Below are 26,980 nucleotides of genomic sequence, written 5' to 3' on the forward strand. Positions count from 1 at the left end.
TGTGCAGTTTTTGTACAGATAATCGTATCTTGTTACCAAGCAAAGTTTAATTTCATGAGAGGGGATTTGGCTAGGGCCTCCTCTCTTGGGAACTTGCCTTTAACGTCCAGTTGTCTAATATTTGGTCGATTCTGATGTGGATATAGATCTCTTTTCTTTGGACGCGGAAGGATTTGGGGATGTCAATTCCTAACGTGACTTCTTTTCACCTCTATTGTCTTGATTGAGGCATGCCCTCAAACTGTTAGACGTGCGCTGGTAGTGCTCTTAGGGATCAAGCTATTTGTTTCCTATTGAAATTTGAGCGTAGGTGAGTATTCCTGATTGGGAAAGACTGATAAGTTAAGTTTGATGGAGGAATGGGGTACGGGGTCTCAGAATAGGAAAAAGCAAATGCCAAGCTGCAAGAGACTTGGGAACCCCTCTATTTGCTAACTTCTGTGAGTCATCGGGCTGACTAACTTTTAAGTTATGGGAAAGTGTGATATTTAGCTTGTGCTATTGAACAAACTGCTATCACTTATAGTGTTTAAATACTGGGATTCAGCTTATGTTTCATTTACTGGATCAAGTCCAATGGCTGTATGAAAAACGGACTACGAATTGCCCTCACTGTGGAGCTGCACACGAGGAGCGTAGATTTGATTGCCATATTTGCGGTACTGATTTCAGCAGCGAAGAAATTGAAGCAATGGATGAGCAAAGGATAGCAAATTTCAGGCGTTCGGCAATTTTTGGTTTGCTATTCTTTCCTATATTTATTGCTTTCTTGATTTTACTTTTATTGAATTACTAGTAGCTTGTGATATTAAGTTCACTTAGACTCGTTCCTGGAAAAAATTGAGATTCCTATCGGGCAGTCTATTTGTGTTCCGGTTGCCGTTTATTAAAGCTTTGGGTGTTTATAGCAATGGCACAGGTAAGTCGGTCTAAAGCTACGTTGAGATTGATTGGAGATAAATTGCAACCACAAGAGATTTCAGTGCTATTGGGGTGTGAGGGTACAACTATGTACTCCAAAGGTGACTTAAAAGTTGTAAAAAGAAGTGGTAGAGAATATGTGTGTAAAAGTGGGCACTGGTCTTTGGCAGCAAAGGAATGCAAACCTGAAGACTTAGATGGACAAGTGAAGGAAATTCTTGATCGTTTGACAGATAATATTGCCATTTGGGAGGACCTTTCACAAAAATATAGTATTGACCTTTTCTGTGGCATATTTATGGATAAGGGCAATGAGGGTATGAATATTTCTCCTAAAACACTGTTGGAACTTGGTAGTCGTGGGATAGTGCTTTCACTTGATATTTATGATAGTGCTGATTAGCCCATGCCTAACAAGTGTTTCAAAAATTATGTTTGGCGAGGCATCTTAAGTAGGTCCTATAATTGTAGGGAAAAAGATGGTAGTTTCTGAAGAGGTTGTTAAGAGTATCATCAAAGAAACAATGGGTTATGCAAATTATCCATATGATAAAAGTATCAGGCGTGATTTTTTAATATTGAAAAGGTAGTAAATAATAGGTGAAAATAATTTCAGGAAAGCCGTTGATTTTGTCATGGAGTTTTATAAAAAGTATGACCTGGAAGCCCCGTTTTTGTCCGTTCGCCACTCTTAATCGATCGCTATACAGGGCCCTATTGGGGTAATTAAAATCTAACATCTAATTAAGTTAAGCTCGCACCGAGCGTATGGGCCACCTTCCTTCGTTATAGAACCAATTAGTATCCCCTTGAACTGGCTACTTTTCTTCTCTCCTGATGCGCACGTTGGTCACTTCGCAGTGGAGATGGGGGGACCTGGGGACGCAGATGCCTATCTTTACTTGATTGCCGTTCATTTTCAGCACTGTGATTAAGATATTCGTACCGATCCCCAGCCTTTTGCCGGTTTTGTGCTCAATATTCAACCTGCTTACTGATAATTAAGCTGGGCTCACGGCTCAATTTTTGTGCGTGGCATAATTACCGCAGAATTGTTATAGGGCGGTGCTCTAGGGTTAACCTATCTGTTTTTTACTGACACTCAAGCCACAGATAGGTATTCCTTGACAGGGAAGTTCGATGGCGAGCGGGGTTGGGTCCAGAGTAAGGAAAGGCGGGTGCTGGCTTCCTAGAATTTAGGGCATCACTCCAAGCTGTTGAATGCACCTTTAATTTGTGACGTTCATTTAATTAGGAAAAATGGCTCCCTGTATTTGTTTAACGCTACGATCCAACCGCTTATTTTGGCCAGGTTCTACTTATTTGGTGTGTGTCCAGTATTACTGACAGAATTTACGGAAAAGGTACAGTTGAACAATGTGGTTGTCTTGTGTTATTGATTTGGTACAAATCTCTCGTTTGTAGCTAAGGGGCTTCAAGCAGTGGGAAGTGCTTCTCAGAAATAGCAGGAAACCGATTACATATGATTACACTTCGGCAGTAGACAGCTGTTGGTTTTTTGTCCAAAAAGCAGTTTAAGTAAAATTCCACTCTGGCACCAATTTTACAGCCCGCAAAATCTTGCTGCTCTGACCGAGCGGTCTACTTAATGGTGAAATATAATCGATTTTTAGTGATCTCTCTCAAAATGTACTTAGAATGGTCTCACTGGTAAATTGAGGCGCAAATTACCAGGCAGAATATCTTTATGTGACTGACTTCACAGGAGAAACTGCGCCTACTGAATAAGGATGATCAATGAACTCTTTACCTTCATCAGCTACGAGCTTGGGACTTAAAACCTTTGGTCAATCTGGATCTGGTCGTTCGATAGTGGCTAATGACCAGCTCCATCATATGCTGGAAGGGTTTCAGGAACTCAGTCGTATTCCTAGTAGTGAGGGGTATCACGCATTAGCGTTGACTAATGCTGTGAACGGGTTGAGAGGCGGGGCTGTACCGGTTAACTCATATTTGAAGAATGGCAGTGCAACTCGCCGCTGTATTGTTGGAGATGGTTTTGAGATTGAATATGAGTTAATCAATTACTATGGTGGGCCGCAGACTGATGTTGTGATTCTTGATGTTAGACTATTAGGGCGGGAAGCGGAAAAGGGAAAACGGGCTTCCCTTTGGGAAGTTGAGTGGAAATCTGGAAGTAGTGGTAGAGGTAGTTGGTCTCCCAAAGAAGAGCCTACTATGTTTTTACGCACTAATGGTGCTGTGACAGGCAAGGAAGATTCAAGGTTAAAAATCGGTATAAATGGGTATTGTGATGATTTGGTCCATGCCGCAAAAATACTGCCATCTCACATTGTTCGCGGTGACACTACAGAATTAGAAAAATTGCAAAGCAAAGGCTATACCCTTTTTTATGTGCCGCAAGAGGGGGCTGCGAAGGCGGGCTGGCGCTATGTCAAAAACTTGGGACATGGTACAACTGCTAGGGACATGGAAGCAGCAAGGATTCTTGCAGGGCATATGAAAGAAGCACATGACAAAGGTGTATATGTTGATTGGATAAGTCATAGGGGCGGCTCAAAAGTTATAACCAAAGCTATGGAGTTACTTGCAACAAGGCAGGTGAATGTGGGGGAGAAGCAAAAAATCTTCCTCAGCGATGCTACCTCGAGCCATTATGTAGCTGATAACTTGCGCCGTAAGGTAGGTATGAATACTAAGGATTCAACCTGGTATAAAGCCACACCCGGTGTTGCCCAGATTGTCGGAGGTTCTGAATTAGGGCTTGGAAAGGTAGCAATGGAGGTAGGTGAGCTGTGCAAGTCACGAACAAGAGAAGCGTTTGCTAATAAACTTGTAGATGCTTTTGATTCTGCTGTAAAACTCTATAAAGGAGCTGATTCGACTGTTGTAGTTTTTGCTACTTTAGCGGCTACTTCGGGTCTTTCTTTTGCGGGAGCAAAAGCATTGTTTGGGATTCTAGCGGCCGCTACAGCCAATACAACGTTAGCAAGTATTCCAAGCTTAAATGAAAAGTATCATAGTGGGTCAACCATGCCCTTGAAGCAATTGTTACAGAAAAGTTTGGTCAAAAAATAGGTCTCATATGAATTTTTTGAAAGATGTTTTTCCTCGTGGGCCAAACTTTCGTAGTGCGAGAAGGATAGAGAAAACTCTATCCGGCTCTAAGCTTTCTTTCATGGCCCCTCCTTCAGCGGACCCATTTTCCTCTATTCAAAAATGGGAGATGGAATCTGACGAGTTTGATATTTTTGATGCTAATAATTTTCGTCCAATTTCATACCGTTCGAGTAAGAATTTGGACGATGAAATCGAATTTCCAGATATTACGTATCTAAGACTATTCTCAAGCTGTTGGGGATTTAAGGGGATGCCCTTCTTTGGAGGGTATAGGGGGGAAATTGGTCTGACTGTAGATGTCATTAAGGTAGAAGACCTTCCCATTAATGAAAGCTTATTTGATACGAGGGTATTAGCAAAAGAAGTTTATCGTAAGTATGAGTTAGAGGATCTTCATGATTTTCATCGAGGATTGAAAGACGATCCCTTTGATTTAACCCAGTATCGCTGGCCTAACTATTTGGGGCCTATTAATTGCCAATGGGTAAAGCAGGCAAATAAGAGTTGGTTGTACTTTGAAAGTCAGCCATTAAGAAGAAAGTTTGACAAGCTTAGCTGGTATACAGCATTGACAGATAAGCACTTTTTGAGTTTTAGATTTGATGTAACACGCTCAGCTTCGAATGCTGGTAACTCATATCAGATAAATCAACGTGTATCATGGCAAAATTACGTCAGCTATGTGCAACGTATTGCAGACTCTTTAGATTTAAGTCTCACTTCTGATTTATCTAAACGACTTGTTCAAGTTCAGAAGCAGCCCGGAGCTAAAGATAAGCAGACTTTATCCTTTACTTCCAAGCAAGTTAAAGATGCAAAGTATGTGATGAGAATGTGGAGTGATTCGGGATATACAGCTCCAGGTAAAGGGGAGGATGAGGATCATAGAGCTTCTATTGATGAGGTTTCTAGTTTTATCGACAAGCGTATTCAGCATAGGCCTTTACATAATAGCTATCCTTTGGGGGATAAAATAGAGGTTGTGTCAAGAATTCCCACGGAGCATCTCAATCAACCCTTAATTTATCAAGGGTGATACATTTAATAGCTTTTGTAGGTCATTATAAAACTTATTTAGGCGCCAAGTTGTGTTCTGCGGGGTAATACTCCGCAGATGAGCTACTTTATTCTTGCGATATCTTGTCTCGATCCCATTACTTTGAAGATTAGTTTCATATGAATTCTTTGAAAGATATTTTCCCTCGTGGGCCGAGCTTCCGTAATGTGAGAAGGGTTGAGAAAACGCTTTCCGGCTCTAAACTTTCTTTTATGGTGCCTCCTTCAGCGGACCCATTTTCCTCTATTCAAAAGTGGGAAGTAGAACCTGACGAATTTGATATTTTTAAGGCTGAGAATTTTTGCCCGATTTCATACCGTTCGAGTAAGAACCTTAACGAAAAAATAAAATTTCCTGATATTACATATCTAAAACTATTCTCAAGCTGTTGGGGATTTAAGGGGATGCCCATTATAGGGGGGTATGGTGGCGATATTAGGCTGATTGTCGCTGTTACTTCAGTAGAAGATCTTCCTGTTAATGAGAGTGTATTTGATACAAGAGTGCTGGCAAAAGAAGTTTATCGCCGATATGAACTGGGAGATCTTCATAATTTTGACCCGGGTTTGAAGAGTGACCCGTTTGATTTGACTCAATATCGGTGGCCCAGCTATTTGGGGCCTGTTAATTGCCAGTGGATAAAGCAGGCTAATAAGAGTTGGTTGTACTTTGAAAGTCAGCCTTTGAGAGATAGATTTGATAGAATCAGTTGGCATGTTGCATTAACAGATAAACATTATTTAAGCTTTAGATTCAATATTACTCGCGCACCCTCTAATACTGGTAATGCATATCGAGTTGCTCAATGTACATCATTGGATAATTATGTTGGCTTTGCGCAGCACATTGTAGATTCTATAAGTTTAGATCTTACTTCTGGTTTATCTGATCGCCTTAGCCAAATTCAGGAACAACCCGGAGCTAAAGACAAGCCCATCTTATCTTTTACATCCCAGCAGGTTAATGATGCAAAGTATGTAATGAGAATGTGGAGTGGTTCTGGATGCGTAGCTTCTGGAAATGGAATGGGTGAAGATAATAAAGCCTCTGCTGATGAAGTTTCTAGTTTTATGGATAAGCGTATTCAGCCCAGGCCTTTACATAATAGCTATCCTTTGGGGGAAAAAATAGAAGTTGTATCAAGGATTCCCGCAGAGCATATTCGTCAACCTTTAATTTATCAAGGATGATAAATTAAATAGTTTTTGTAAGCCATTATAACACTTCTTTAGGTTCCAAGTTGTATTCTGCGGGGTAATACTCCGTAGATGAGCTGCTCTATTATTGCAATATCTTGCCTTGATCGCATTGCTTTGAAGATTAGTTTCATATGAATTTTTTGAAAGATGTTTTTCCTCGTGGGCCAAGCTTCCGTAGTGCGAGAAAGATAGAGAAAACTTTATCCGGCTCTAAGCTTTCTTTTATAGTGCCTCCTCCAGCAGATCCATTTTCCTCTATTCAAAAGTGGGAAGTAGAACCTGACGAATTTGATATTTTTGAGGCTGAGAATTTTCGCCCAATTTCATACCGATCGAGTAAGAATTTAGATGATAAAATCAAGTTTTCAGGTGTAACATATTTAAGGATTTTCTCTAGTTGTTGGGGATTTAAGGGCGTGCCTATTATAGGAGGGTACAATGGTAATATTAAGCTGATTGTAGATGTCAATTCAGTTGAAGATCTGCCTGTAAATAAGAGTTTGTTTGATGTAAGGGTATTGGCAAAAGAAGTTTATCGTAAGTACGAGTTAGAAGATCTCCATGATTTCCATAAAGGATTAAAGGATGATCCATTTGATTTAACCCAGTATCGTTGGCCTAACTATTTGGGACCTGTTAATTGTCAGTGGATCAAGCAGGCCAATAAGTGTTGGCTGTACTTTGAAAGTCAGCCCTTGCGAAGAAAGTTTGACAAGCTTAGCTGGTATACCCCGTTGACAGATAAGCATTTTTTAAGTTTTAAGTTTAATATTACACGACCAGCTTCGAATGCCGGTAACGCTTACAGAATAAATCAGTGCGTATCATGGAAAAATTACATTAGTTTTGCACAACGTATTGTAGATTCTTTAGATTTGCGCCTCACTTCTGATTTGTCTGAACGCCTTGTTCAAGTTCAGAAGCAGCCTGGAGCTAAAGAAAAGCCTATTTTAACTTTCTCATCTAAGCAAGTTGAAGATGCAAAGTTTGTGATGAGAATGTGGAGTGATTCGGAATATACGGATCCAAGTAAAGAGGAGGGCGAGGCTCATAGAGCTTCTACTGACGAAGTTTCTAGTTTTATCGACAAGCGTATTCAGCATAGACCTTTACATAATAGCTATCCTTTGGGGGATAAAATAGAGGTTGTGTCCAGAATTCCCACGGAGCATCTCAGCCAACCCTTAATTTATCAAGGATGATAAATTAAATAGCTTTTATAGACCATCAAAACACTACTTTAGGCTCCAGGTTGTGTTCTGCGGGGTAACACTCCGCAGATGAGCTTCTCTATTCTTGCGATATCTTGCCTTGATCAGATTACTTTTATGATTATTTCCATATGGATTTTTTGAAAGATATTTTTCCTCGGGGGACAAACTTCCGTAGTGCGAGAAGGATAGAGAAAACTCTATCCGGCTCTAAGCTTTCTTTTATAGTGCCTCCTACAGCAGATCCATTTTCCTCTATTCAAAAGTGGGAGGCAGAGCCTGACGAATTTGATATTTTAGAGGCTGAGAATTTTCGCCCAATTTCATATTGTTCGGGTAAGGATTTGGATGAAAAAATTGAATTCCCAGCTATTAGGTATCTAAGACTATTCTCAAGCTGTTGGGGGTTTAAGGGGGTGCCCATTATAGGGGGGTATGCGGGCAAAGTTGGGCTGGTAGTTACTGTTACTTCAATAGAGGATCTTCCAGTCAATGATAGCTTATTTGATACAAGAGTACTGGCGAAAGAAGTGTATCGCCGATATGAATTGGGAGACCTTCATAACTTTGAGCTAGGTTTAAAAAGCGACCCATTTGATTTAACCGAGTATCACTGGCCTAGTTATTTGGGGCCCATTAATTGCCATTGGGTAGAGCAGGCGAATAAGAGTTGGTTGTACTTTGAAAGTCAGTCTCTGCGAAATAAGCTTGATAAAGTTAGCTGGCATACTGCACTTACAGATAAGCATTTTTTAAGTTTTAGGTTTAATATTACTCGCTCTGCTTCGAATGCCGGTAATGCATATCGAGTAAGTGAGCGTGTTTCGTGGGAAAATTACATTGGGTTTGTGCAGCGTATTGTAGATTCTTTAGATTTACGTCTCACCTCTGATTTGTCTGGTCGTCTTGTTAAAATTCTGGAGCATCCTGAGGCTAATAGTAAGCCGATTTTGTCTTTTACTTCCAAGCAAGTAAACGATGCAAAGTATGTGATGAGTATGTGGAGTAGTTCTGGATATATAGCTCCTGGCAAAGGAAGGGATGATGATAATAGAGCTTCTACTGACGAAGTTTCTAGTTTTATCAATAAACGTATTCAGCCGAGGCCCTTACACAATAGCTACTCTTTGGGGGATAAAATAGAAATTGTGTCAAGAATTTGCACGGAGTATCTTCGTCAACCTTTGATCCATCACGAATAACAAGTTAAGTCCCTGCGGGCTCTCAGATTGAGCTACGCTCCGCAAACAGCTTCTTGGTAGGTCTCTATATCTTTGTGGATACACATCTTGATGTGTGTCACTCTGAAAATAGGTTTTTTATGAGTTTTTTGAAAGACGTTCTCACCTTTGGGTCGAAGTTCCGTAGTGGGAGAAGGGTTGAGAACTATTATGATCAAGTCCCATCGGACACCTACTTAAACACATTTCTCAAATTCGATGGGGGTTACATTACGGTTGGGGAACGGCCGTGGTGGTGGAGAATAGGGAAGTCTGGGCCCCAACCTTCCTATGACAATTTGGTGCTTCACGAGCGTTTAGAGAAGCTCGGTTAGGCTAGTTTTGGAGTTGAAGAAGTGATCATTATAAGCTTTATCAGTTGAGTTTAAGCCTACCTAAGAGTGCGCAATGGCTGAAAAATGATCATGGGAATCCTTTTCAGAGTTCTTTATGTTGAATGGGGCTAGCTTAAGATGAAGGGGGATTGATGTTTAACGTTTAGGTGACCTTATATGTTGAGCTCATCCCTGAGCTTATTATCTATAAACTTTTCAAGCCGGCTGATGTTGCAAAGGAATAGTTAGTTACTCAAGAAGCGCCAATAAATAAAGTAAAAGCTAAAACCTATCATTAGGCACAGGCAGGCATAAGTGTAAACTAAGTACCATCCCTTTAAGTGATGTTCTCTTGGTACCCATTTCCCGTTCATAACAAGAATGTTGAGTAAAGCAAAGATTGGAGCACAAACGAAAGATAGAGTAGTTACAAAGTCGATTAAGTTCTTTAGCTGGTTGGCAAATAGGGAAATAATAAACCAGCTTATGAGGCTTAGTATAATAAGAGTGGATACGTAGACTCTATTTTCGGGAATCTTAATACTACTCGATGACCTCAAGGCACTTCGCCAAACTTGAGGAAACCCATCGGAGACTGCAAAGGTAGTTGAGAAAAGCGCGATAAAGCAGATAATACTGATTGTTAGATGGCTCCAATCACCTAGAGATTCGGTATAAATATTGATTAGCTGACCAGCAAATATGCCTGCAGATTGAGATAGTTCAATATCTTTCCCGAACATTACTAATGCGCCTAGCCATACAAATACAATAGCTAATATCAAGCTGGTGAAATAACCAACCTTAAAGTCAAATACGAGGGATTTCTTGGCAAACCCTCTATCCGGTCTCTCCTTTATCCTTCGCTCTGACCAAATAGAGTGCCAAACAGAAACTTCAATTGAAGTTGGCATCCAGCCGACTAAGGCGACAACAAATGCGATACTCACAGCTGGTGCCATATCGGCTGTTAAATAGGATTTAGAGGGAAGAAGCCCATATTGACTTATTGCGGCAATGAGAGTGATCAAGCTGGCAATTGCCAGAATGAGGACCATCCACTTTAAGCTTTCATTCAGCCATTTAAATTGGCCAGCAATCAATATTGCACATGTAATGACCAAAATGATGGCAGACCACTCTGAAACATTTAAGATATCGCCAAATAAATTGAGGGCTAAAGCAGCTGTGACGATCGTAACCGCAGCTTGAACAAAGAACATTGTTAGAAATGTGAGAGCCATATAACTATAAAAACCAAGTCGACTGTGTTTTTTATAGCCTTCCAATAAACTCTCACCGGTGACAGCAGCGTACTCTGGTCCGATTTTGAAAAAAGGGTATTTGACTAAATGAGCCAGGAAAATAAAACCAATCAAAGCGAAAGCGTAATCTGCACCAGCGCGGGTAGACTGCACGATATGAGATACGCCAATACTGCTTGCAGCCCAAATGATACCAGGGCCTAGATTTGAGAAAGTACGTTTGAATACATCCATTGAATCAGAACTGCTCGGAATGATTTTGCTCAAAATAGCTCTTAGCCACATCGATAAAGGTTTTAACCTTCAGGGAAAGTTCGCAGCGATGAGGGTAGAGCGCAAAAATAGTTAGTGGCTTTATTGTGAATCTAGGTAGAATCTCAGTGAGTTGACCAGAGTCGACATAAGATTTGACAGAGTAAAAAGGGCTTGGATTATTCCTTGTCCTTCAGCAGCCGCCTCATTTAATAGCCTCCCATTGTTAGATTGCCAGGCCCAGGGAAGTTTGATTTTTTTTGTTTCTTTTTTGTCTTGAAATAGCCAATGATCCCCTCGAATACTGTGGTTAAAGAAGAGTAATTGATGCTTCTTTAATGACTCTATGCTTTCAGGGAGCCCATTCTTCTCTATGTAAGAGTCACTTGCCCAGAGTGCTAGCTTAGTTTTTGCGATAGATTGGACGATATAGCTAGAGTCTGGCAATTCTGGTGCGATTCTAAAAACGAGATCGATTTTATTGTCGAGTAAATCGAGTGGGTCATTGCTGAGATGAAAATCCAAGAATACCTGAGGGTATAGATTACGGTAATTGGCAATCAATCCTGAAAAATATTGACTGCCTAGCTCTATGCTAGTCGATATCGATAGTCTGCCTCTAGGCTCTTGATTGTATTCTGACATCGCCTGGTCGACGGAGTGGAGTTTTTTTAGTATTGGTGAAACCTGTTTATAGTAATTTTCGCCCGCTTCGGTTATGGATACTTTGCGTGTATTGCGCATCACCAATAGGCAGCCCAGCTCCTCTTCTAACTGCTTAATGTACTTACCGACCATTGCTGCTGAAATGCCGAGCTCGCGAGCAGTAGCTGCAAAATTTTGCTTTTCGCACACTAAACAGTATGCCTCAAGGGCGTGTAACTTGTTCATTGACTCCCCTGATGGCTAATCCGCTTCTCTTCTTACGGTGGGCATTAGCTGGAGTATACAGACAAACATAATAAACAAATAGTTTATACACTATAAACCTAAATTACATTTAAAGTGCATCCTAAATGACGCAAAATTTTGCTAGTAGATTAAAAGTCCCACGGTCTCACATTAGATAAGTACATGAAAATAAAACAAATTTTTATTCTGGCGGTTCTACACATTGCTACCAGCGGCGTTGTATCAGCAGAGGATGGAAAGCTAGAGCAAGTTTTGCTCATTAACGCCAATATAGTGGACGTTAAAGCGCTTAAAGTTGATGAAAACCAGTCGATTCTTATCGAAGGCGATAAGATAAAGAGAATTTCTTCAACGAAAAATATCTCCAAGGTGAGGGGGGCCAGTGTTGTCGATTTAAAAGGGAAGTTTGTAATCCCCGGCTTGATAGATGCGCATGTCCACCATGCGACAGATCCGGATAGCTGGGATAAGTTGTCTATCACTACTGAGCGACTTCGATACCTGCTTCGTGGTGGTGTCACATCTGTGAGAGATATGGGCGGTGATGCACGAGCATTGGCCTACTTAAAACGTCAAGCAGAGGTCGACTCCATCGCTTCGCCAGACATCTACTTTTCAGTCATTATTGGTGGAGAATCCTTCTTCTCGGACCCGAGAACCATTGCCTCAGCTAAAGGGCGTACTCCAGGTCACACAACATGGATGAGAGCGGTAGATCAAAATTCAGATATGGATTCAATAATGCTCCAGGCCATAGGCGCTGGTGCAACAGGCATCAAGATATATGCTGATGTTGAGGCCGAGACGGTGCCATTACTCGCAAGTGCAGCCAAGAAACATGGTTTAAAAGTCTGGTCGCATGCTTATATAGGCCCCTCCAAACCTTTGGATATTGTCAATGCTGGTGTTGAGACTATTTCACATGCCTCAGATATGTCTGCTCAGCTAGTTGATAACTTCAAGGCGTGGCGCAGAAAAACTGCTGAGTTCGATGATTCAACCTGGGAAAAAATGCTGCAAAAGGATAGCTATTTAGACCTTTTTGATGCAATGAAAGAGAAAGGTACAATTTTAGATGCGACGCTTACAGTATTTGAAAGAAGGAATACCTTAAACGAAAAGTACAGGCAACTTGATCAGCTCAGTACACAAATGACACAATTTGCCTATCAAAACGGCATCACTATAGCTGCTGGTACGGATGCATTTAGTGACCTTGAAAATGACACTACACCGATGATTCATCATGAGCTTAAGCTGCTCGTAGATGAAATCGGTATGACACCTCTCGAGGCAATTCAAGCTGCAACTATAAATGCTGCAAAAGTGATAGGGATAGAAGGTTCTGTCGGTAGTATTGAAGAGGGAAAGAAAGCAAACATTGTTGTACTTTCAGAAAGTCCCGAAAAGAATATCGAAAATAGCCAGTCGATAGCTCATGTGGTTAAGAACGGTCGCTTTATTTTTATTGGCGACGATCCACAGTTGCCTTTCTCCTCTTCACGTGAAGTGAATGGAACCATTTGGTTATCTGGGCAGATCGGTAATCACCCTTCAACTTTAACCTTGGCAGGTGAAAGTCTGGAAGCTCAGATGCATCAAACAATGAAGAATATTGGCCAAGTTCTCGAAAGCAAAAACCTGGATTTTGACGATGTGGTTAAGTGTACTTTGATGCTCGCTGATATTGATGATTGGCCTGCGGCGAACGAAGTCTACCTCCAGTACTTCAACGGAAAGAAACCTGCGAGGAGTGCTTTTGCAGCGAGTGGCCTGGCACTTGATGCCAAAGCTGAGGTGGAGTGTATAGCTTCACGAATCGCCGATTAATTCTGGAGCGGGGGACTTATGAACGATATAAATAGAAGAGCACTGATTAAATCTCTAGTATCAGGTAGTGTTGGTTCATACTTGGCCATTAACTCAGGTATATTAAATGCCTTTTCTGGAGTTGATGCAGAAAAATCAACGTGGAATCAATACGGTTCATCGATTGTAATTGATGGCCTCAGCGGAGCATTCTCGCTCAGGGAGCCAATCTCTGAAGAAGTCCTGGGAATATTCAAGAACTCGGGGATTAGTGCCTTGAATATGACAGTCCCCTATCCAGGTGATGACTACACAGAGACTTTAAAGAAGGTTGAAAAAACCAAATCTATCATCGAACAGAATTCAAACTACTTGAGTTTAATTCATTCTGCATCAGATATCCTGAAAGCGAAGCAAGAGAGTAAACTCGGTATCATAATGGGATTCCAATCAACTGAAATGTTTGATGAGTCACTTTCAGGTATTTCAGAATTCGCCAAAATGGGCGTCAAGATAATGCAGGTATCCTACAATGGGCCCTCTATCCTTGGCAGCGGCGGTCTCGTTAAGGAAGATTCAGGGATAACTTCCCTTGGCAAGAAAGCCATAGAGATCATGGAGGCGGAGAAGATTCTGATTGACCTCTCGCATTCTGGAAAGAAGACAGTGTCCAGTGCAATCAGTCAATCAAAAAGACCGATTGTGATCTCTCATACTGGCTGCAACGCAATTTATTACCACCCTAGAAATAATGACGATACCGAATTAAAAGCTGCAGCAGACACCGGTGGCTTGGTTGGAATCTATTTAATGCCATTTTTGGAGGGTGGGGAGCATGAAATAAAGGCCGATGTGGTGATAGAACATATACTGCATGCCTATAAAGTATGTGGTGAAGATCATATTGCCATAGGTAGTGACCAAGGCGTAGTACCGGTCAATGATGGCCCTGAGTATCGAGAAAGTATCCGTAAGGAAGTTGAGCGTCGTATTGCGGCTGGAATCTCCGCGCCCGGAGAAACACCAAATCGTCCACCGTTTATTCCTGAGCTGAACTCTGAGCGGCGGATGGAGCTAATTGCCTATAGGCTAAGCCAAAAGGGAATTCCTGATCGAGTGGTAGAAAAAATAATTGGTAAAAACTGGTTGCGTGTTTTTGCTTCGGTATGGAATTAAAGGAAAGTAAGATTAAATGGATAATTATCTAAGGCTTGATGGCGTTCTAATTCGATTGGTGGCTTGTATTACTTTCCTCTTTTCACCTTTGCTTTTTGCTGAAGGACTTAGTACTTATTCCGAATTCCCAAAGAGTTCAAAGACTGAAGTGATTCCTTTCCCGATCGAATTTGCTTCAGATATCACCTTGAATGGTGTTGAAGAGCTTGTGTTTCTGCCTGGTATGTATAAACAAGAAAAAGAGGATTTCTTTAGTTATGCTTTTTCATGGACTCACAAGCCAGAGAAGAACCAAGTTTTTGGGAAGGTCGAAATCCAGGATTTTATAGCCTCCTACTATAGGGGGTTGTACAAGGCCGTCACTCAAGGCAAAGAATATAAGCCGGCTATTACAATTGAGTGGGATGATGGCAAGTATACTGGTCAGATAAAGTGGATTGAGCCATTTGTAACCAAAAAAGAGCAGACCCTCTACTTTAAAGGGAATCAAGTTAACTGTGAAAAAACTGATGAGCTTCGTTGGTACTTTATTGTTTCTCCACAAAATTCCTCTCACCCCGTATGGGTGGAACTCCAGTCGATAAAACCCAAAAACTGTTAGTGATAGAATCCAGTTGCTCTCAACTCGGAAGCCTTACCATTCAACTTAAAATTATCACAAGTCCTAAATCAATCTGTTTGAATAAGTATCAGTCCTGTGCCTGCTACATTAGGTGAGTGTCCAGAATTTCTGTTAACTGTCAGATCAATCCTGAACCACTTCACTTAAAAAGAGGTCATATCCAATCGATATGCTTAGTTTTAGTAGGCACGTATGCTTTCCCAGGCATCTTCAAAACCATTAATAAGCATATAGCCAGAAAGTTTGTTAAAGAGTTAATGGATGTTGGCATTATCCTGTATGTGGTAGCCTTGAGTTGGGGGGCTCCTGCTTACTTAGAGGATGGTAGTGGCTCTTTCCAGATATGTAGCTGCGGATTTGAGTTTGGTTTCGATGATGAACCATCGGCATCCGGTACAAAAATTGACTCTGTCATTGGTAATTGGGAAGTTAAAAGGCATCGTAAGTTACAATACTTATCTTCCAAGTCCGATCAATATAAAGAACTGCTAACAAATTTAAGATGTATCGGTATTGAGCTAAGCACATAGTAAAAGTATGTATCTCTGCCCCCATCGGGTGATTCCGGCGATGTGTATCTTAACTGGTCCTGCATTTCATCTAAAATAGAAAGTGGAGAAGACCTTTAACGTTTGTGTTCAGTAACTTGAAACGAGCTATGCAGCTTATCGAACCAATAGTTGAATACATAGGTATATATCACGATATAAATCACCATGACTATCTCAAGCATAAATGCTTCTAGGATAGTCAGATTAAAGCCCCAGGCGATTACTGGCAACGTCAGTACCAACATACCCCCTTCAAACAATAACGCATGCATGGCTCTAACGATAAACGTCTTCTCCGGGTTTTTACGTATATTCAATAAGTACCAGTCAAAGGCGTGATTGAAAACCATATTCCAGACCAGCGCAAACAGTGATAGTCCAGCCGCAAGTACTAGCGATTGGTGTACCTCCAGATCAAACACTGGCACCACCAGTAAGCCACCTGTCAGCAGCAGAAAAAACTCGTAGGAAACCGCATGGAATAAACGATTCTTCAATGATTTAGTCATCAGCCATACTCACTCTGGTTGAGAAAATATGCCTGAATGATATATAGTTATTTTAGGTGGGATAAGTTAGATACTATACCTTAAACAGATAGGTTGGGCGCGTGGCAGTTTCTATTGAGCAACTGGAAGCATTTGTAGCAACCGAGCAGGCTGGCTCGTTCTCAGCGGCTGCACGTAAATGTGGAAAGGCACAGTCGGTAATCAGCTCACTGGTATCGAATCTGGAGGTTGACTTGGGAGTCAATCTATTTGATCGTAGTCAACGATACCCGCGATTGACGGACGCAGGTGAGTCACTGCTGGAACGCGCACGGAATCTTATCGAGCAACGCGAGCGTTTGATGGCGATCGCACAAGGGTTGTCTCTGGATGTCGAGGCCCGGTTGACGTTAGCTATTGCCCAGCATGTGCGGATTAAAAACCTGGGTGGACTCTTTCAAGAGTTTGAGACCAAATATCCAAATGTTCAAATTACGCTCAGAGCGGGAAATGTTCAGGATGTACAGACCTGGGTCGAACGGGATGTTGCCCAACTCGGGATTATCACGCAGCAAGAAGATGTGCCCACTGGGTGCGATTTCAGAGCCCTGGGCCATCTGAAGCTCACTGGCGTCGCCTGTGCTGAGCACCCGATAGCACAACTTACTGAAGTAACCTGGGAAGACCTGAAACAATACCGACAAATCTTATTGCAGGAGTTTGAGATATCCAGCCAAACTCGCTGGCTGGTGTCTCCCGACGTGTGGAGTGTGTCACGTGTCGATGATGCACTTGACCTTGTCGATGCCAATTTGGGCTGGGCAGTATTGCCACTACACGTGGTTGCGAAGGGGATAGCGGCGAAAAAACTGATACAGCTCCCTCTGGTATTTGAGCAGGAGAAAGAGCTGTCACACGGTGTAGATATTATCTGGTCCAGTAAGCGTCCACTGGGTCCTGCAGCCACTGACTTGATGAAGCGGCTGAGCACAGAGGACGCAATACTGAACAAGGATCAGTCGCTATGAAGCGTTTGACAGATCTCGGGCAAAATCTGTGATAGTTGTATCTGGCTTACCTAACACCTGCCAAGTTTTTTGACTCACTGGTTGCTCCTTTAGCTGTTCTACGTAATTCAGCATATGTTCCATAAATACTGCCTGCTCCTCGGGCAGTCCCATTTCTGCAATGGCCGCGATAGGGTGAACGGCAATTTCTGTTCCCGGAGAATATGCCTCTACAAACGTTCTGGCCGCCTCTGGTAAAGACATCCCCTCAGTACCCTGAACTGAAAAACTCTGGTTGTAGGCCATCTCATTCCCGATAGCATTACCGATCATCTCTGCCAGATCTGTTGTATTGGTGTAGTAGATAGGGTGGACATGATCGCCGATGATAGAAAATTGGCCGTTCTCGATGAATGTGGGGAAAGAATCCAGGAAGAATGAACAGAAGAAGAAAGTGAAATTAATGCCCGAACTTTTAATGGCCTCTATGCCTGATTTACGGATTACATTGGTCTTGTACTCAAGCCCCTTGTCCGCAAACTCTGGGTGGAGATAATCAATACCAGCAATCTGCATGATGTGTTGCACACCATTGACCTTTGCAGCCTCCACGATATTAATCACACCTTCACGCTCACTATGAAAGGGTAAAGTCGGGTCGAGTGACGTGGTATTCAGGGTGATATAAAGTGTTTTGGTACCAACTAGTGCGGACACCAGGCTCTCTTTATCCGAGACATCTGCCTCGATAAGCTGGATACTCTCTGGAAGGATAGTGCGAGCGCTAGCCGCATCCCTTACGAGCGCAGTTACCTTTACACCTTTATGATCCAGTTTTCGTGCTACCTGACGGCCTAAATGGCCTGTGGCGCCAATAATCGTAATAGTTTTCTGCATAGTTCAACCTTTAAAGCAATGAATGAGGTAGCCCATACTTTGCCCAAGAGATAGAAACTCTTAAAGTTATGTACCATCTATCAAATAGATACTACAGCAGGACCTTCTAGTGCCTACGTTCTGTTCATGTATGACGCGCACCTAGATCTCCTCTCGGTGGACGACAAGGGATTTGGGGGGGAGCATATCTTTACTTATTTTCCAGTTACTTCAACACTGTGAGTGAGGAATTCGTAACAATTTTTAGGTTTTTGCCGGTTCGTTACTTGTGGGTAGCCTCATTGCCCCATAAAGCATTTCTAAAATATACAGAGCAAAGAAAGTACAGAAAGATAAAGAGGTTGCTCTATATCTTTATTTGACATACTTATCAGTTAAAGGTGGTTTCTTGATTCTCTGTATTTTTTTGTGTTCTAGGATATATGAGTTTTAGAATTAGAGAGAAGCATGATATACAGATGTAGCTTTTGAACTAATTGGTAAAGGTATCCGATCGTGTGGTTTTTAAAATTGTCAAGTAAACGCAAGGCCATACGGATCTTCAAAAGGGATTTAAGGCGTAAATTATCAAATGACTGGGGGAATAAGAGAAAGTATTTAGCCTCTGAGGTGGCTAATAGTGTTCAAAACCACTACCCCAAACTGACTAAGTATCAAATGTACGCAATATACATGTGGTCAGATAAAAAGCAGTTTGATAAATATTGTACAGAATCTGGCGTAAGTCTTAGCTCAATCGAGGCCAGGAAAGAAATTGATTCTGTTGTGATTTCTATGAATAGAAGTGATTCATCCCTAGTAGAATCCAATTGTAGCAACGAATTTTCTGACTCAGGAGGTTCGGATTGAGCTCACATTTAAAACGAAAAGGCATACGGTGTAAAAACCGTTGCTTCGATTTGATTTTACTGTAAGTGCTTTAGGCGTCAAAAATCCTGAGTTCGGAGAGAGAATGAGTGGAAGAAGTAATAGGCAGTGTATTTAGATTTCTCGGTCGATTTATTGTTGAGACTATATTTACAATCATTGTCGAGGTCATGTTCCATTTCCCTGGCAATCTCATTTGTAAACCTTTTACAAAGAAAGGGAGAGAGCCAAATGGGTTTCTGGTGGTGATTGTCAGTATTTCATTTTGGTTGTTAGTAGCTGGATTAGCCTACACAGCGTACATCCTTCTTTTTGGTGAGCCAGATGCCTAACAAGCACAAGTAGTATGCTACGGCTCTTCGGGCTTTTTGGGAATAACTTACTTTATGTACATTTTGCACAGTTTACTCAAGAAAAGGCTGGAGCAGAGCGTGTAGATATGCATCTCGTTGCCAAATAAAATTTAACTTCTACAGAGAGGGGTAGGGCCTTCTTCCTTGGGAAGCCTGACCTGGACAACCCCTATAGCCTAATTTTCGTTCGCTTTTGATGTAGACATAGATCTCTCACCTGGGGGCGTGGATGCCTATCTTTACTTAATTTCCTTTCACTTGCAGCACTATTGCTGAGACGTATGTCCCAGCTTGTAGGATTTCGTCGGTTTAGGGTTGTGGACGTGGATCAGTAAAAGACGGGAATTAGGTACTGGGAAGTTGGGGAGTCGCTTCAAGCTACTGAGTTAACTAATTGGATTCGCTATGGCTCTAATGGCAATGGGGATCGGGTTTGCGGTTGGCTGTGGCTCGTCGTTAAGCATTGAAGTAATATCGCTTACCAACATCGGATTGAAACTTATGGAGTGAGTCAATGGGTCTAAATGTTTTGAGCTTTACACGGGATGATGCCATAGGGCACGCAAAACTACACAAACGTGCCAATCAAGTCTATATGAAGAGATTTGATGTGGATGTGGTGCTTAGGAAAGGAAAGCTTGATAATCCGCAGATCGATAAGGTTAGGTATCGTGAGGACCATCGGCCAATGATGGTGAAAAACAACAGAACGGGTGAAGAAAGGCCCAAGCGAAACGATATCGTAACCTACCGGATGCCAGGCTCTTCAGAGCCGTATATTTTGGCTAAATCGGGTGGGGTATCACTTTTCGATGGTATCAGTAGCAAAGTTCCATTTAGAGAGGGAAAGGATGCTTGGTGGATAATTACCAAAGATGCGAGATTGGAACCAGGGTTGATTATTGCAAAAGATATGTTTCCCGATGCAGAAGGCAATACCCACTACTCGATTGAAGCGGAAATCGACATGCCTGTTTCCGAGTATTTTGAAAAGCTTGCCGCCTTAAAAAAATATATGAGAGTTAAGTGATGTCTTATAACTACAAAGATTTGAACTATATACGAGAAGCCCTTGCTTGCTACGAAGAAAAATTATGTGATGTTGATATTAATGAATGTGATGATGAAGAAGCTGAAGAGCTTCAAGAAGATATTCTATACATGGGGCGTTTGAGGGCGCTGACCGAAAGAATGATTGACGAGTGGGAGAATAGGGGCCCCACTTTAACCTCAGTCTAAAGGTCAGGACATAAAGTAAAAAGGTTTAAGTAGTTAAGGCCCCCCTTATGTGGGGAGGTCGTATTGAGCTAATTATTTAGACAAATATAGGTACAGGTTGCATCTGCCTTCAACTGCCTAACCTGGTTTTTGTTTTATGAAGAGATTTATACTCCTGGCATGCAAACTTCTATTGGTAACCGCTGTATTTATACTGCTGCTGTTAGTGTCATTTCTAACTACTACGCTATTGGTGCAAGGAGATCAACACCCAGAAAGCTGGGTGATAAATGTCTATGATATTTCTGCTATGGCGATAGTAATTGCCCTTTATATTGCCGTAATGGTATATACGTTCAGAAGATTTATTAAGGCAGAAAAGCGCCTCAGGGAGTAGAAGTATAGTGATGTGATTAGCTTTCACTGTGTGTCCAAAAGAATTTACGCTTGGGCTTAAGGTAGATTGACCTTTATATATGATGTAGATTGTGGAGATTCGTTTGAAACTTAAAGTAGTAACCTCTAAAGCTGACCATAATAATTTTTGTGACTATGTGGTATGTAGTCGTTTGAAATCTCATACATGGATATCGATTCTTAAGATCTTAGTTGTTTGGTTGGCTATCGGTTTAATTTTTATGTCTTGTGTTCAGTTTAAGGCTGGGAAAATTGAGCTGAGTCCGTTCATATTAGTTATGGTAATATCAGTTGCGTTTCTTTTTTATGTTGCTCTTAGTAGGTTGTTGGCTGTAAAAATAGGTGAGTGCTTTACACCAAACAAGGATGGAATAATATTAGGCTCTAAAGAGTATGAGATTTCTCCAGAGGGTATTAAAGAAACTTGTCAACATGGCCATAGTTTCTATAGTTGGGCAGTGGTTGAGCAGGTGGAGGAAGTTAATGGGGCAATTTATGTTTTTGTGGATCAAGCATTAGCTTTGATTTTTACAGCTGAATCATTAGAGCAAATTGATTTTAAAGATGATCTTTTAGCTACATTGAAAATGCATACATAATACACCCAAGATACATTTAGGCCAGAATGTGGTATCTGGCCTTTTTAAGAAAAATACTATTTGTAAGAAGCCCTAGCTTCTAAATAAAGTAGAACACATGGGAGTCGCCAAGTACAAGAGTAGTTATTTCCAAAATACTGACAGCCCAAGGGGGTGTGGGAAAGCCCATACTCCCTTAAATTGGAGCAAGGCAATACCAGGTTTTAATTAGCACGTATCTTGCTTGATGTACTTTCCCAAAGTTCTTCAAAACCATTAATAAGCATGTAGCCAGAAAATTTGTTGAAGAGTTTATGCATCCAGAACTCTATATCAGTAGTTTCCTCTATGACTTTTTGCTCTTCATTATCTTTGATTGCTAAGTCTGTCATTTTCCAAAATGATTCTGTTAATGACGCTGCCATTTCGTTCGAATTAATTTTTACTTTTGAATTGATAAACTCTTCAAGAAGTTCATCATTCATTTCTTTAGCGTAATGTAAAGCGAGGCTTTTAGTATCAGACTCAGATTCTTTAAATTTAAGCACTTTTATAAGCCTCCAGTTGCAGGTCTGTCATGATGGACATTCTATCGGATATAGATCAAAGTTTGAAAACGAGTTCATCAACTCGCATGCGTTCTGTCACTCCCCGTAAATAATGAGATGAGTTATCAGGGGCTTATACAAATTTCATCCCGGAAGGGATATGCTGACTGTCTTCTATAATCCAATAGTCCCAGTTAACTTTAGTTCTCTTTTCTTAAAATCTGCCTAGAAATCCCATTGTTGAGACAGCATGCTTAACCGTTGAAGAGAAAGACAAACCGTGCTCGTCACGGGGTTCAATCCACATAGGATCTGAATTTGAGAATTTGTCGTCACAATGCCTAACCCCTTTACTTATCCCGCCTCTACCATGTGAGCCTTCCTTATATAATAGCTTCATTCGGATCTATGACAGTTCTAAAGAATGCTCTCTCCTTTCACTCCAGTGCTTCTAAATAGATTCTGGATATGCGGTCAGTAATGTCTTGTACAGTTTTTAGCTGATGTTTGAAAGGTATCTTCTTTTTACCTATTTTTGAATTCCATTTCGATGGTATTGATTGTAAAAGCATAATATTTGCCATTCGGACAAGCAACTTATTGCGGGTTTATCACACTCAATAGAAACATTCGTACCAGATTCTAGGTTTTCGCCGGCTTACTGGCTCATGGTCAAAATGCTCCCCCCCTCGCGCTGGCTCTCAAGCTGTGTGTAGGCATTCCTTGGTAGAGAAGCTTGATAAGTGAAGCCCTTAGAGGAATGGGGTGGGTGAGGAGGTGGTAGGTCCAGAGTAAGAATATGCGAAGCTAGGCCTCTAGAGCCAGCTGTCCCACGGTGCTTTATTTGAGTCTACTCTTCAGTCTGATAGCTCTTGCGGTTTATACTTTCAATTTAGTGGGTACCCAGAATTGCACAAATATGGAAGTAAAATTAGAAGCATTAATAGAGTTGCCAATATCAGATCAGGCTAACGATCTTAGGAAAGAATGCAGCTCGACTGCAAGAGACGAGCTACTTACAGTTAGTGGATATCGAGACTTGGTCGGGTATTCAGCTGATCATCAATTTCATTCATTAAGTAAGCTTGATGACAACAATTTGGCGCGCGCAATTGAACTGCATATATCAGATTTTGAAGTCAAAGATTGTTGCGCCTTCTTTGGCGGCTTTGCTCTAGTCATAAATGGAGTTAATAAATTATTTCCCCAATGTTGTGGGACTATAGCTGATCTTGAGTCCTGGGTGCGATTGAGGTCGGAATCCGATCTCTACATAGCCATTGAGGGGCATCCAAGTTCGCGTGCGTTTAGAAAGGGCGATAAAGTAATAATTGAGTGCATTGATGACGAGCCATTCATCCCCGCCACAGATAGAAAAATTGAGGTTGATTATCAGGCTGTGTATGAAGCGATAGGGGTGGCCGAGTCAGAGATTACCATGGTGGCTAATCGTATAGATGGTTTGGCAAGCTCAATGGGGTTGCCAAAAAATACATCTATTCACTTGCTAAGAGAGATGGCGTAGGGCATGTAATAAGAAAATACAGCGGAACTGAAACTCCGCTGATTTGGGCGTTATCAAGCAGTGAAATAGGTGCAACAGTTGAAGATGATGGAAGAGAAAGTTATTTTAGCAGTTAAGGACTTTGCGAACTCGATAAATTCGGGGAGCAAGGTTGTAGCTGATATGTCTGCATTAGTTGATGTGACGAGTCAGTTATCTCTTTCCAGTTTTGACTACTGGGAACGGTTTATACGCACTGAGTTCTCTTCAGCACTAAGAGAATCCACGCCTTCCAAGTGGAAGCTTTGGTCAAAACCTAAGGAGCTGACAACTTGGCTTGACCTAATAAGTTGGGATGGTTACAAAAGAGAGAAAGCTCTACGAGCTCTTTCGGGAGGAGCGCCAAATACATTCTTTTTCTCGCTTGCCGTTCGTAGGCTGAATGATTGGGTGCCTCAAGTGCGTGAGGTTGCAAGAGAAAAGCTTCCTGAGATAGCAAAATTAACTGATCCAAAATGTGTAGTTGAAGCACTATGTATTGCACTATCAAATTGGAACTCATGGGGTAGAATCAAGGAAGAAGACAAGCAGATTCTTCTTCAAGTCATTTGTGAAAAAGATATAGCAGAGTCGCTTCGGCGTAAGTTAATTTTGTCTGCGTCTGGGCCCATGCCATCACTTTTTTCCCAGCTTGGGCGCACACCTATTCTTGATGAGAATTTAGAGGAAATAGCGAGATTAGCTATTCAACCTTCGGTTAGAGCTAAGGCATATCGTAGTTTATTTGAAGGCCGTATTGTATGGATGGAGGGCCGGAAATGGGAATGGACAGATATACGCTATTGTGAAGGTAGGGTAAGGCCCATCGTAGGTGAACGAAAACTAGACATCAAGCTCCCTATACTCGATTTTTTGAAATTATCATCTACTGATCGCTCGTCTATCGTTAGACGAGTTTCAGCTGAGATTTTGATACGAGAGCTGGGTAAAATTGAAGCAGTTATTGCTAAGGAGTTAGCTAACAAGTTTGCTTCAGATGAGTCTCACCCTGTATCAGAAAGGGGTAAGTTTGCGAAAAGAAAACTAGAGGAAATGGCATCTGTCAATGAGTCTTAACGAGTGTATATTGATAGACTCGCTTTTAGTTTTGCTCCAACAAGAAGGCTGTATTACTAAATGGGTAGCCATACATACAAGGTAACTTGCTATGTTTAAAGTATTCTATAATTTTAATGTAAAAATAATAGTTTTCATGGTATTGACAGTTTGTTCCCACATTGCAAGCGCCTGCTTGTGTTCACATGAACTAGCTCTTGAAAAAGGGGTTTCCGAAATTGCTACAAAGTTTCCGGCCAAAAGCGCAAAAGTTGGGGACTACAAGTTGATTGTTGATGGCAGTTTCTATTTAGTGATTCCGAAGGAAGAATCAAAGTATAGACGTGGCGGTGGTCAGCCGACTGTGAAACTACACCGTGAAAACTGTCAGGTAGTCGATATTTCACACGCTCGTTAGTTGCATTGCTTGCTTGATTTATAAGCTCCGCCTCAGGTTCATTCGTTAACTATATTAACCTTAATTTGTTGATAGAAATTTCATGAAGCGCCAACCAAGGTACGAGAAAGTAAAAAGGAATGCTGAAGGGAGAGCAAAAGAGTTGTTCAAGTCACTTCCTGAAGATATCAAGAAAGAGCTTGAAAAAGACAGTACCTTGGGTTCACCAGAAAACCTAATAGATCGTATTGATGAGAAGGAGTAGGTTGAAAAACGATCAAAGTCTTCTGCTAAGTAGCTAGGCTACTTGTTCACTCTAACTTGTACTGTCTTTTCCGCTTTGTAGAGAGGTAATTCCTTGTAGGTGTGAAAAGGGTTCTATGAGCATACCGCCCGTTACCTGAAAGATAGCTAGCTATCAATAGCGCCTCTCTGGAGCCCTATTGGGGTAGAGTCTCCTTCCTTGGAGAATTCCTTCTATTGCTTACCTTTCGATTCGCACATAGATCCCTTTACGATGGGCTGAGGGGATTTGGGGCGTGGATGCCTATCTTTTCATGATTGCTTTTCGCCTCCAGTACTGCAGCTAGCACACTTGTACTAGCTTATGGGCTTTCGCCGGCTCGGTGCTTTATGGTCAACCTACTTACTTCGTGAAAATACTCAAGATGTGGGGGGGATTCCTTGCTGCGGGAGCTGGGTGAGTGATGCTTTGCGGATGGGGAGCAGTCGTAATAGTGCAGAATAGGGAAGGGTGGATGTAAGTGTTCCTGAATTGATTAGCTAATATAACTTTTTGAATTTACAACTTTCTATATTTTCAATGCCAATTTTCTTATCCGGCTACTGTTGCTCTGCTCGCCATTCTACTTGGTGGGTGTCCAGAACTGCCCCGAAGAAATGGCCCTTAGCGCCACAAGAGTTTTTAAGAAAGAAGGTAGAGTGGTATGAATGACTTTCAATTAAGCCTAGTAGAATCAGAGCTCAAGATTATCCTGGAAGCGCTGATAGAAATGGAACAAAAAATGTCCAATATTTGCGAAACATCGGATAATGAAGATGAGATCGCGGATGTTGGTAATGATCTTATTGAAGTAAGGCTCCTACTAAAGCCTCTTAAAGAAAAGGCAGTTGAAAAATACGGAAAAAATATAGTTAATTTTTCACGCGAACTACTATGAGTTTACTAGGGTATTACAGTCGGCGATCAACGTTATGCGCCTCTTTATGGCGATAGTACGGTAACCAAAGTTTGATACACCAAAGTTAAATCTCTATAGAGGAAGCACGAGTGGGTGATTCCTCATAATCAGATGGGACTCAGCTTTTCGGCAAACTGGCAGCACCTCAAATCAATATATAAGCTTAAAGCATCTAAAAACCCTGGGAAAAATGTCGACGTATTTTGGGTTTTGGAGAAGTCAGATTTGCCGCCTGATCTGAAATTTGTGCAAGATCAGAAAGATAATAGACACTACTTCCTAACCATAACGAGGAAAATGACGGTTTCTCAACTAGTCCAAAAGCTCCAGATGGTTGCTGATCGTATGAGTGTAATAAGAGATGGTACGAAGGTGATAGGATGATTAATTATAAATTGCCCGAGGAGAGAGAGTTTCTTTTGCATTATGCAGAGCTACTCAATGATAAAAAAAGCCTTGAGATTATCAATTCAGGATCTTTGGCTAGTAAAGAAGAGGCTATTCACTTCGCTGAGTTTTTCTGGAGAACTGTCAGTGAGTCTAATAAGCAAGATGAAAAGCAAGGAGAGAGTAGTGAATATATCCTTGAGAAAATCATCATTACGCTGATGGCCTATTTTCGTTCAGCCGGTTATGAAGATGAATGGGAAGAGGTAACTGATAAAAATTAGTGTGAACAGATTGCAGCAATGCTAGCTATGTCTTGAACTCAGTTGATCTCCCCAGTTAGTGTCGATTTTCACTTATAGAGTGTGTGCAGCTGTTTTCTAATACATT

29 protein-coding genes are annotated in these 26,980 nt (G+C 41.5%); 23 read left to right on the forward strand and 6 right to left on the reverse strand.

What is annotated here, in order from left to right; genetic code table 11:
- Window positions 1-550 precede the first annotated feature (550 nt).
- Window positions 551-796: a hypothetical protein gene (locus ACJJII_RS16640; RefSeq protein WP_444917002.1), complete on the forward strand. Its 246-nt coding sequence runs from the start codon at window positions 551-553 to the stop codon at window positions 794-796.
- Between the two features lie 114 nt (window positions 797-910).
- A complete protein-coding gene (locus tag ACJJII_RS16645) occupies window positions 911-1,324 on the forward strand; it encodes a DUF4279 domain-containing protein (protein ID WP_444917003.1) in 414 nt (137 codons plus the stop codon).
- Between the two features lie 415 nt (window positions 1,325-1,739).
- Here ACJJII_RS16645 and ACJJII_RS16650 read toward each other — a convergent pair whose 3' ends face one another.
- Entirely contained in the window at window positions 1,740-1,907 is a 168-nt protein-coding gene (locus ACJJII_RS16650; protein WP_444917004.1) for a carbon storage regulator, read from the reverse strand.
- Window positions 1,908-2,679: 772 nt separating this feature from the next.
- On the opposite strand from ACJJII_RS16650, the gene ACJJII_RS16655 reads away from it, so the two are divergent.
- The 5 genes from ACJJII_RS16655 (at window position 2,680) to ACJJII_RS16675 (ending at window position 8,692) form a co-directional block, all read left to right on the forward strand.
- Window positions 2,680-3,981, forward strand: coding sequence for a hypothetical protein (locus ACJJII_RS16655; RefSeq protein WP_444917005.1), 1,302 nt, complete (start codon window positions 2,680-2,682; stop codon window positions 3,979-3,981).
- Between the two features lie 7 nt (window positions 3,982-3,988).
- Window positions 3,989-5,059, forward strand: a complete 1,071-nt coding sequence (locus ACJJII_RS16660) for a hypothetical protein (RefSeq protein ID WP_444917006.1) — start codon at window positions 3,989-3,991, stop codon at window positions 5,057-5,059.
- 140 nt (window positions 5,060-5,199) lie between these two features.
- Complete coding sequence (locus ACJJII_RS16665) at window positions 5,200-6,270, forward strand: hypothetical protein (protein ID WP_444917007.1); 1,071 nt, start codon at window positions 5,200-5,202, stop codon at window positions 6,268-6,270.
- 140 nt (window positions 6,271-6,410) lie between these two features.
- Entirely contained in the window at window positions 6,411-7,481 is a 1,071-nt protein-coding gene (locus ACJJII_RS16670) for a hypothetical protein (protein WP_444917008.1), read from the forward strand.
- Between the two features lie 140 nt (window positions 7,482-7,621).
- Window positions 7,622-8,692 (forward strand): hypothetical protein, encoded by a 1,071-nt coding sequence (locus ACJJII_RS16675; protein WP_444917009.1) that lies wholly within the window; start codon window positions 7,622-7,624, stop codon window positions 8,690-8,692.
- Between the two features lie 598 nt (window positions 8,693-9,290).
- Here ACJJII_RS16675 and ACJJII_RS16680 read toward each other — a convergent pair.
- Entirely contained in the window at window positions 9,291-10,577 is a 1,287-nt protein-coding gene (locus tag ACJJII_RS16680) for an NRAMP family divalent metal transporter (RefSeq protein WP_444917010.1), read from the reverse strand.
- Window positions 10,578-10,664: 87 nt separating this feature from the next.
- Window positions 10,665-11,453: a LysR family transcriptional regulator gene (locus ACJJII_RS16685; protein WP_444917011.1), complete on the reverse strand. Its 789-nt coding sequence runs from the start codon at window positions 11,451-11,453 to the stop codon at window positions 10,665-10,667.
- 183 nt (window positions 11,454-11,636) lie between these two features.
- Here ACJJII_RS16685 and ACJJII_RS16690 point away from each other — a divergent pair, with 183 nt between their 5' ends.
- The 4 genes from ACJJII_RS16690 to ACJJII_RS16705 all read left to right on the forward strand — a co-directional run bounded on the left by ACJJII_RS16690 (window position 11,637) and on the right by ACJJII_RS16705 (window position 15,611).
- Window positions 11,637-13,304, forward strand: coding sequence for an amidohydrolase family protein (locus ACJJII_RS16690; RefSeq protein WP_444917012.1), 1,668 nt, complete (start codon window positions 11,637-11,639; stop codon window positions 13,302-13,304).
- Between the two features lie 18 nt (window positions 13,305-13,322).
- Window positions 13,323-14,459, forward strand: coding sequence for a dipeptidase (locus tag ACJJII_RS16695; RefSeq protein ID WP_444917013.1), 1,137 nt, complete (start codon window positions 13,323-13,325; stop codon window positions 14,457-14,459).
- Between the two features lie 16 nt (window positions 14,460-14,475).
- Window positions 14,476-15,060: a hypothetical protein gene (locus tag ACJJII_RS16700; protein WP_444905451.1), complete on the forward strand. Its 585-nt coding sequence runs from the start codon at window positions 14,476-14,478 to the stop codon at window positions 15,058-15,060.
- Window positions 15,061-15,176: 116 nt separating this feature from the next.
- Window positions 15,177-15,611 (forward strand): hypothetical protein, encoded by a 435-nt coding sequence (locus ACJJII_RS16705; protein ID WP_444917014.1) that lies wholly within the window; start codon window positions 15,177-15,179, stop codon window positions 15,609-15,611.
- Window positions 15,612-15,706: 95 nt separating this feature from the next.
- Here ACJJII_RS16705 and ACJJII_RS16710 read toward each other — a convergent pair whose 3' ends face one another.
- Window positions 15,707-16,141, reverse strand: coding sequence for a PACE efflux transporter (locus ACJJII_RS16710; protein ID WP_444905449.1), 435 nt, complete (start codon window positions 16,139-16,141; stop codon window positions 15,707-15,709).
- A 101-nt stretch (window positions 16,142-16,242) separates the two neighbouring features.
- Between ACJJII_RS16710 and ACJJII_RS16715 the strand changes: the two genes are divergently transcribed.
- Entirely contained in the window at window positions 16,243-17,148 is a 906-nt protein-coding gene (locus tag ACJJII_RS16715; protein WP_444917015.1) for a LysR family transcriptional regulator, read from the forward strand.
- Here the strand turns inward: ACJJII_RS16715 and ACJJII_RS16720 are convergent.
- Window positions 17,143-18,024, reverse strand: coding sequence for an SDR family oxidoreductase (locus ACJJII_RS16720; RefSeq protein WP_444917016.1), 882 nt, complete (start codon window positions 18,022-18,024; stop codon window positions 17,143-17,145). The two genes, ACJJII_RS16715 and ACJJII_RS16720, sit on opposite strands and share 6 nt — an antisense overlap.
- Window positions 18,025-18,519: 495 nt before the next feature.
- On the opposite strand from ACJJII_RS16720, the gene ACJJII_RS23045 reads away from it, so the two are divergent.
- From ACJJII_RS23045 to ACJJII_RS16740, 5 genes are all read left to right on the forward strand, one after another.
- Window positions 18,520-18,873 carry a DUF6559 family protein gene (locus ACJJII_RS23045; protein ID WP_502867323.1) on the forward strand — a complete coding sequence of 118 codons (354 nt, stop codon included), beginning with the start codon at window positions 18,520-18,522 and terminating at the stop codon, window positions 18,871-18,873.
- A gap of 107 nt (window positions 18,874-18,980) precedes the next feature.
- Window positions 18,981-19,223 (forward strand): hypothetical protein, encoded by a 243-nt coding sequence (locus tag ACJJII_RS16725; protein WP_444917017.1) that lies wholly within the window; start codon window positions 18,981-18,983, stop codon window positions 19,221-19,223.
- Between the two features lie 535 nt (window positions 19,224-19,758).
- Window positions 19,759-20,274, forward strand: a complete 516-nt coding sequence (locus ACJJII_RS16730) for a hypothetical protein (protein ID WP_143731642.1) — start codon at window positions 19,759-19,761, stop codon at window positions 20,272-20,274.
- A complete protein-coding gene (locus ACJJII_RS16735; protein ID WP_444917018.1) occupies window positions 20,274-20,483 on the forward strand; it encodes a hypothetical protein in 210 nt (69 codons plus the stop codon). Before ACJJII_RS16730 ends, ACJJII_RS16735 begins: the two co-directional genes overlap by 1 nt.
- A gap of 479 nt (window positions 20,484-20,962) precedes the next feature.
- Window positions 20,963-21,478 carry a YcxB family protein gene (locus ACJJII_RS16740; RefSeq protein WP_444917019.1) on the forward strand — a complete coding sequence of 172 codons (516 nt, stop codon included), beginning with the start codon at window positions 20,963-20,965 and terminating at the stop codon, window positions 21,476-21,478.
- A gap of 203 nt (window positions 21,479-21,681) precedes the next feature.
- Here ACJJII_RS16740 and ACJJII_RS16745 read toward each other — a convergent pair whose 3' ends face one another.
- Window positions 21,682-22,005, reverse strand: a complete 324-nt coding sequence (locus ACJJII_RS16745; RefSeq protein ID WP_444917020.1) for a hypothetical protein — start codon at window positions 22,003-22,005, stop codon at window positions 21,682-21,684.
- Between the two features lie 919 nt (window positions 22,006-22,924).
- On the opposite strand from ACJJII_RS16745, the gene ACJJII_RS16750 reads away from it, so the two are divergent.
- From ACJJII_RS16750 to ACJJII_RS16775, 6 genes are all read left to right on the forward strand, one after another.
- The gene (locus tag ACJJII_RS16750) at window positions 22,925-23,530 is read left to right on the forward strand and encodes a hypothetical protein (protein ID WP_444897090.1); all 606 of its coding nucleotides are present in this window, start codon (window positions 22,925-22,927) and stop codon (window positions 23,528-23,530) included.
- 69 nt (window positions 23,531-23,599) lie between these two features.
- Window positions 23,600-24,625, forward strand: coding sequence for a hypothetical protein (locus tag ACJJII_RS16755; protein ID WP_444917021.1), 1,026 nt, complete (start codon window positions 23,600-23,602; stop codon window positions 24,623-24,625).
- 91 nt (window positions 24,626-24,716) lie between these two features.
- Complete coding sequence (locus ACJJII_RS16760) at window positions 24,717-25,022, forward strand: hypothetical protein (RefSeq protein WP_444917022.1); 306 nt, start codon at window positions 24,717-24,719, stop codon at window positions 25,020-25,022.
- Window positions 25,023-25,104: 82 nt separating this feature from the next.
- The gene (locus tag ACJJII_RS16765) at window positions 25,105-25,266 is read left to right on the forward strand and encodes a hypothetical protein (protein WP_444917023.1); all 162 of its coding nucleotides are present in this window, start codon (window positions 25,105-25,107) and stop codon (window positions 25,264-25,266) included.
- Window positions 25,267-25,948: 682 nt separating this feature from the next.
- Window positions 25,949-26,182 carry a hypothetical protein gene (locus tag ACJJII_RS16770; RefSeq protein ID WP_282953304.1) on the forward strand — a complete coding sequence of 78 codons (234 nt, stop codon included), beginning with the start codon at window positions 25,949-25,951 and terminating at the stop codon, window positions 26,180-26,182.
- A 401-nt stretch (window positions 26,183-26,583) separates the two neighbouring features.
- Complete coding sequence (locus tag ACJJII_RS16775) at window positions 26,584-26,874, forward strand: hypothetical protein (RefSeq protein ID WP_371840690.1); 291 nt, start codon at window positions 26,584-26,586, stop codon at window positions 26,872-26,874.
- Window positions 26,875-26,980 lie beyond the last annotated feature (106 nt).

The organism is Microbulbifer maximicatervae (SeqCode), from assembly GCF_052467825.1.

Coding starts and splice junctions, on each gene's coding strand:
- ACJJII_RS16640 (WP_444917002.1), top strand. CDS start 551: ATGTTTCATTTACTGGATCAAGTCCAATGGCTGTATGAAAAACGGACT.
- ACJJII_RS16645 (WP_444917003.1), top strand. CDS start 911: ATGGCACAGGTAAGTCGGTCTAAAGCTACGTTGAGATTGATTGGAGAT.
- ACJJII_RS16655 (WP_444917005.1), top strand. CDS start 2,680: ATGAACTCTTTACCTTCATCAGCTACGAGCTTGGGACTTAAAACCTTT.
- ACJJII_RS16660 (WP_444917006.1), top strand. CDS start 3,989: ATGAATTTTTTGAAAGATGTTTTTCCTCGTGGGCCAAACTTTCGTAGT.
- ACJJII_RS16665 (WP_444917007.1), top strand. CDS start 5,200: ATGAATTCTTTGAAAGATATTTTCCCTCGTGGGCCGAGCTTCCGTAAT.
- ACJJII_RS16670 (WP_444917008.1), top strand. CDS start 6,411: ATGAATTTTTTGAAAGATGTTTTTCCTCGTGGGCCAAGCTTCCGTAGT.
- ACJJII_RS16675 (WP_444917009.1), top strand. CDS start 7,622: ATGGATTTTTTGAAAGATATTTTTCCTCGGGGGACAAACTTCCGTAGT.
- ACJJII_RS16685 (WP_444917011.1), bottom strand. CDS start 11,453: ATGAACAAGTTACACGCCCTTGAGGCATACTGTTTAGTGTGCGAAAAG.
- ACJJII_RS16690 (WP_444917012.1), top strand. CDS start 11,637: ATGAAAATAAAACAAATTTTTATTCTGGCGGTTCTACACATTGCTACC.
- ACJJII_RS16695 (WP_444917013.1), top strand. CDS start 13,323: ATGAACGATATAAATAGAAGAGCACTGATTAAATCTCTAGTATCAGGT.
- ACJJII_RS16700 (WP_444905451.1), top strand. CDS start 14,476: ATGGATAATTATCTAAGGCTTGATGGCGTTCTAATTCGATTGGTGGCT.
- ACJJII_RS16710 (WP_444905449.1), bottom strand. CDS start 16,141: ATGACTAAATCATTGAAGAATCGTTTATTCCATGCGGTTTCCTACGAG.
- ACJJII_RS16720 (WP_444917016.1), bottom strand. CDS start 18,024: ATGCAGAAAACTATTACGATTATTGGCGCCACAGGCCATTTAGGCCGT.
- ACJJII_RS16730 (WP_143731642.1), top strand. CDS start 19,759: ATGGGTCTAAATGTTTTGAGCTTTACACGGGATGATGCCATAGGGCAC.
- ACJJII_RS16735 (WP_444917018.1), top strand. CDS start 20,274: ATGTCTTATAACTACAAAGATTTGAACTATATACGAGAAGCCCTTGCT.
- ACJJII_RS16750 (WP_444897090.1), top strand. CDS start 22,925: ATGGAAGTAAAATTAGAAGCATTAATAGAGTTGCCAATATCAGATCAG.
- ACJJII_RS16760 (WP_444917022.1), top strand. CDS start 24,717: ATGTTTAAAGTATTCTATAATTTTAATGTAAAAATAATAGTTTTCATG.
- ACJJII_RS16765 (WP_444917023.1), top strand. CDS start 25,105: ATGAAGCGCCAACCAAGGTACGAGAAAGTAAAAAGGAATGCTGAAGGG.
- ACJJII_RS16770 (WP_282953304.1), top strand. CDS start 25,949: ATGAATGACTTTCAATTAAGCCTAGTAGAATCAGAGCTCAAGATTATC.
- ACJJII_RS16775 (WP_371840690.1), top strand. CDS start 26,584: ATGATTAATTATAAATTGCCCGAGGAGAGAGAGTTTCTTTTGCATTAT.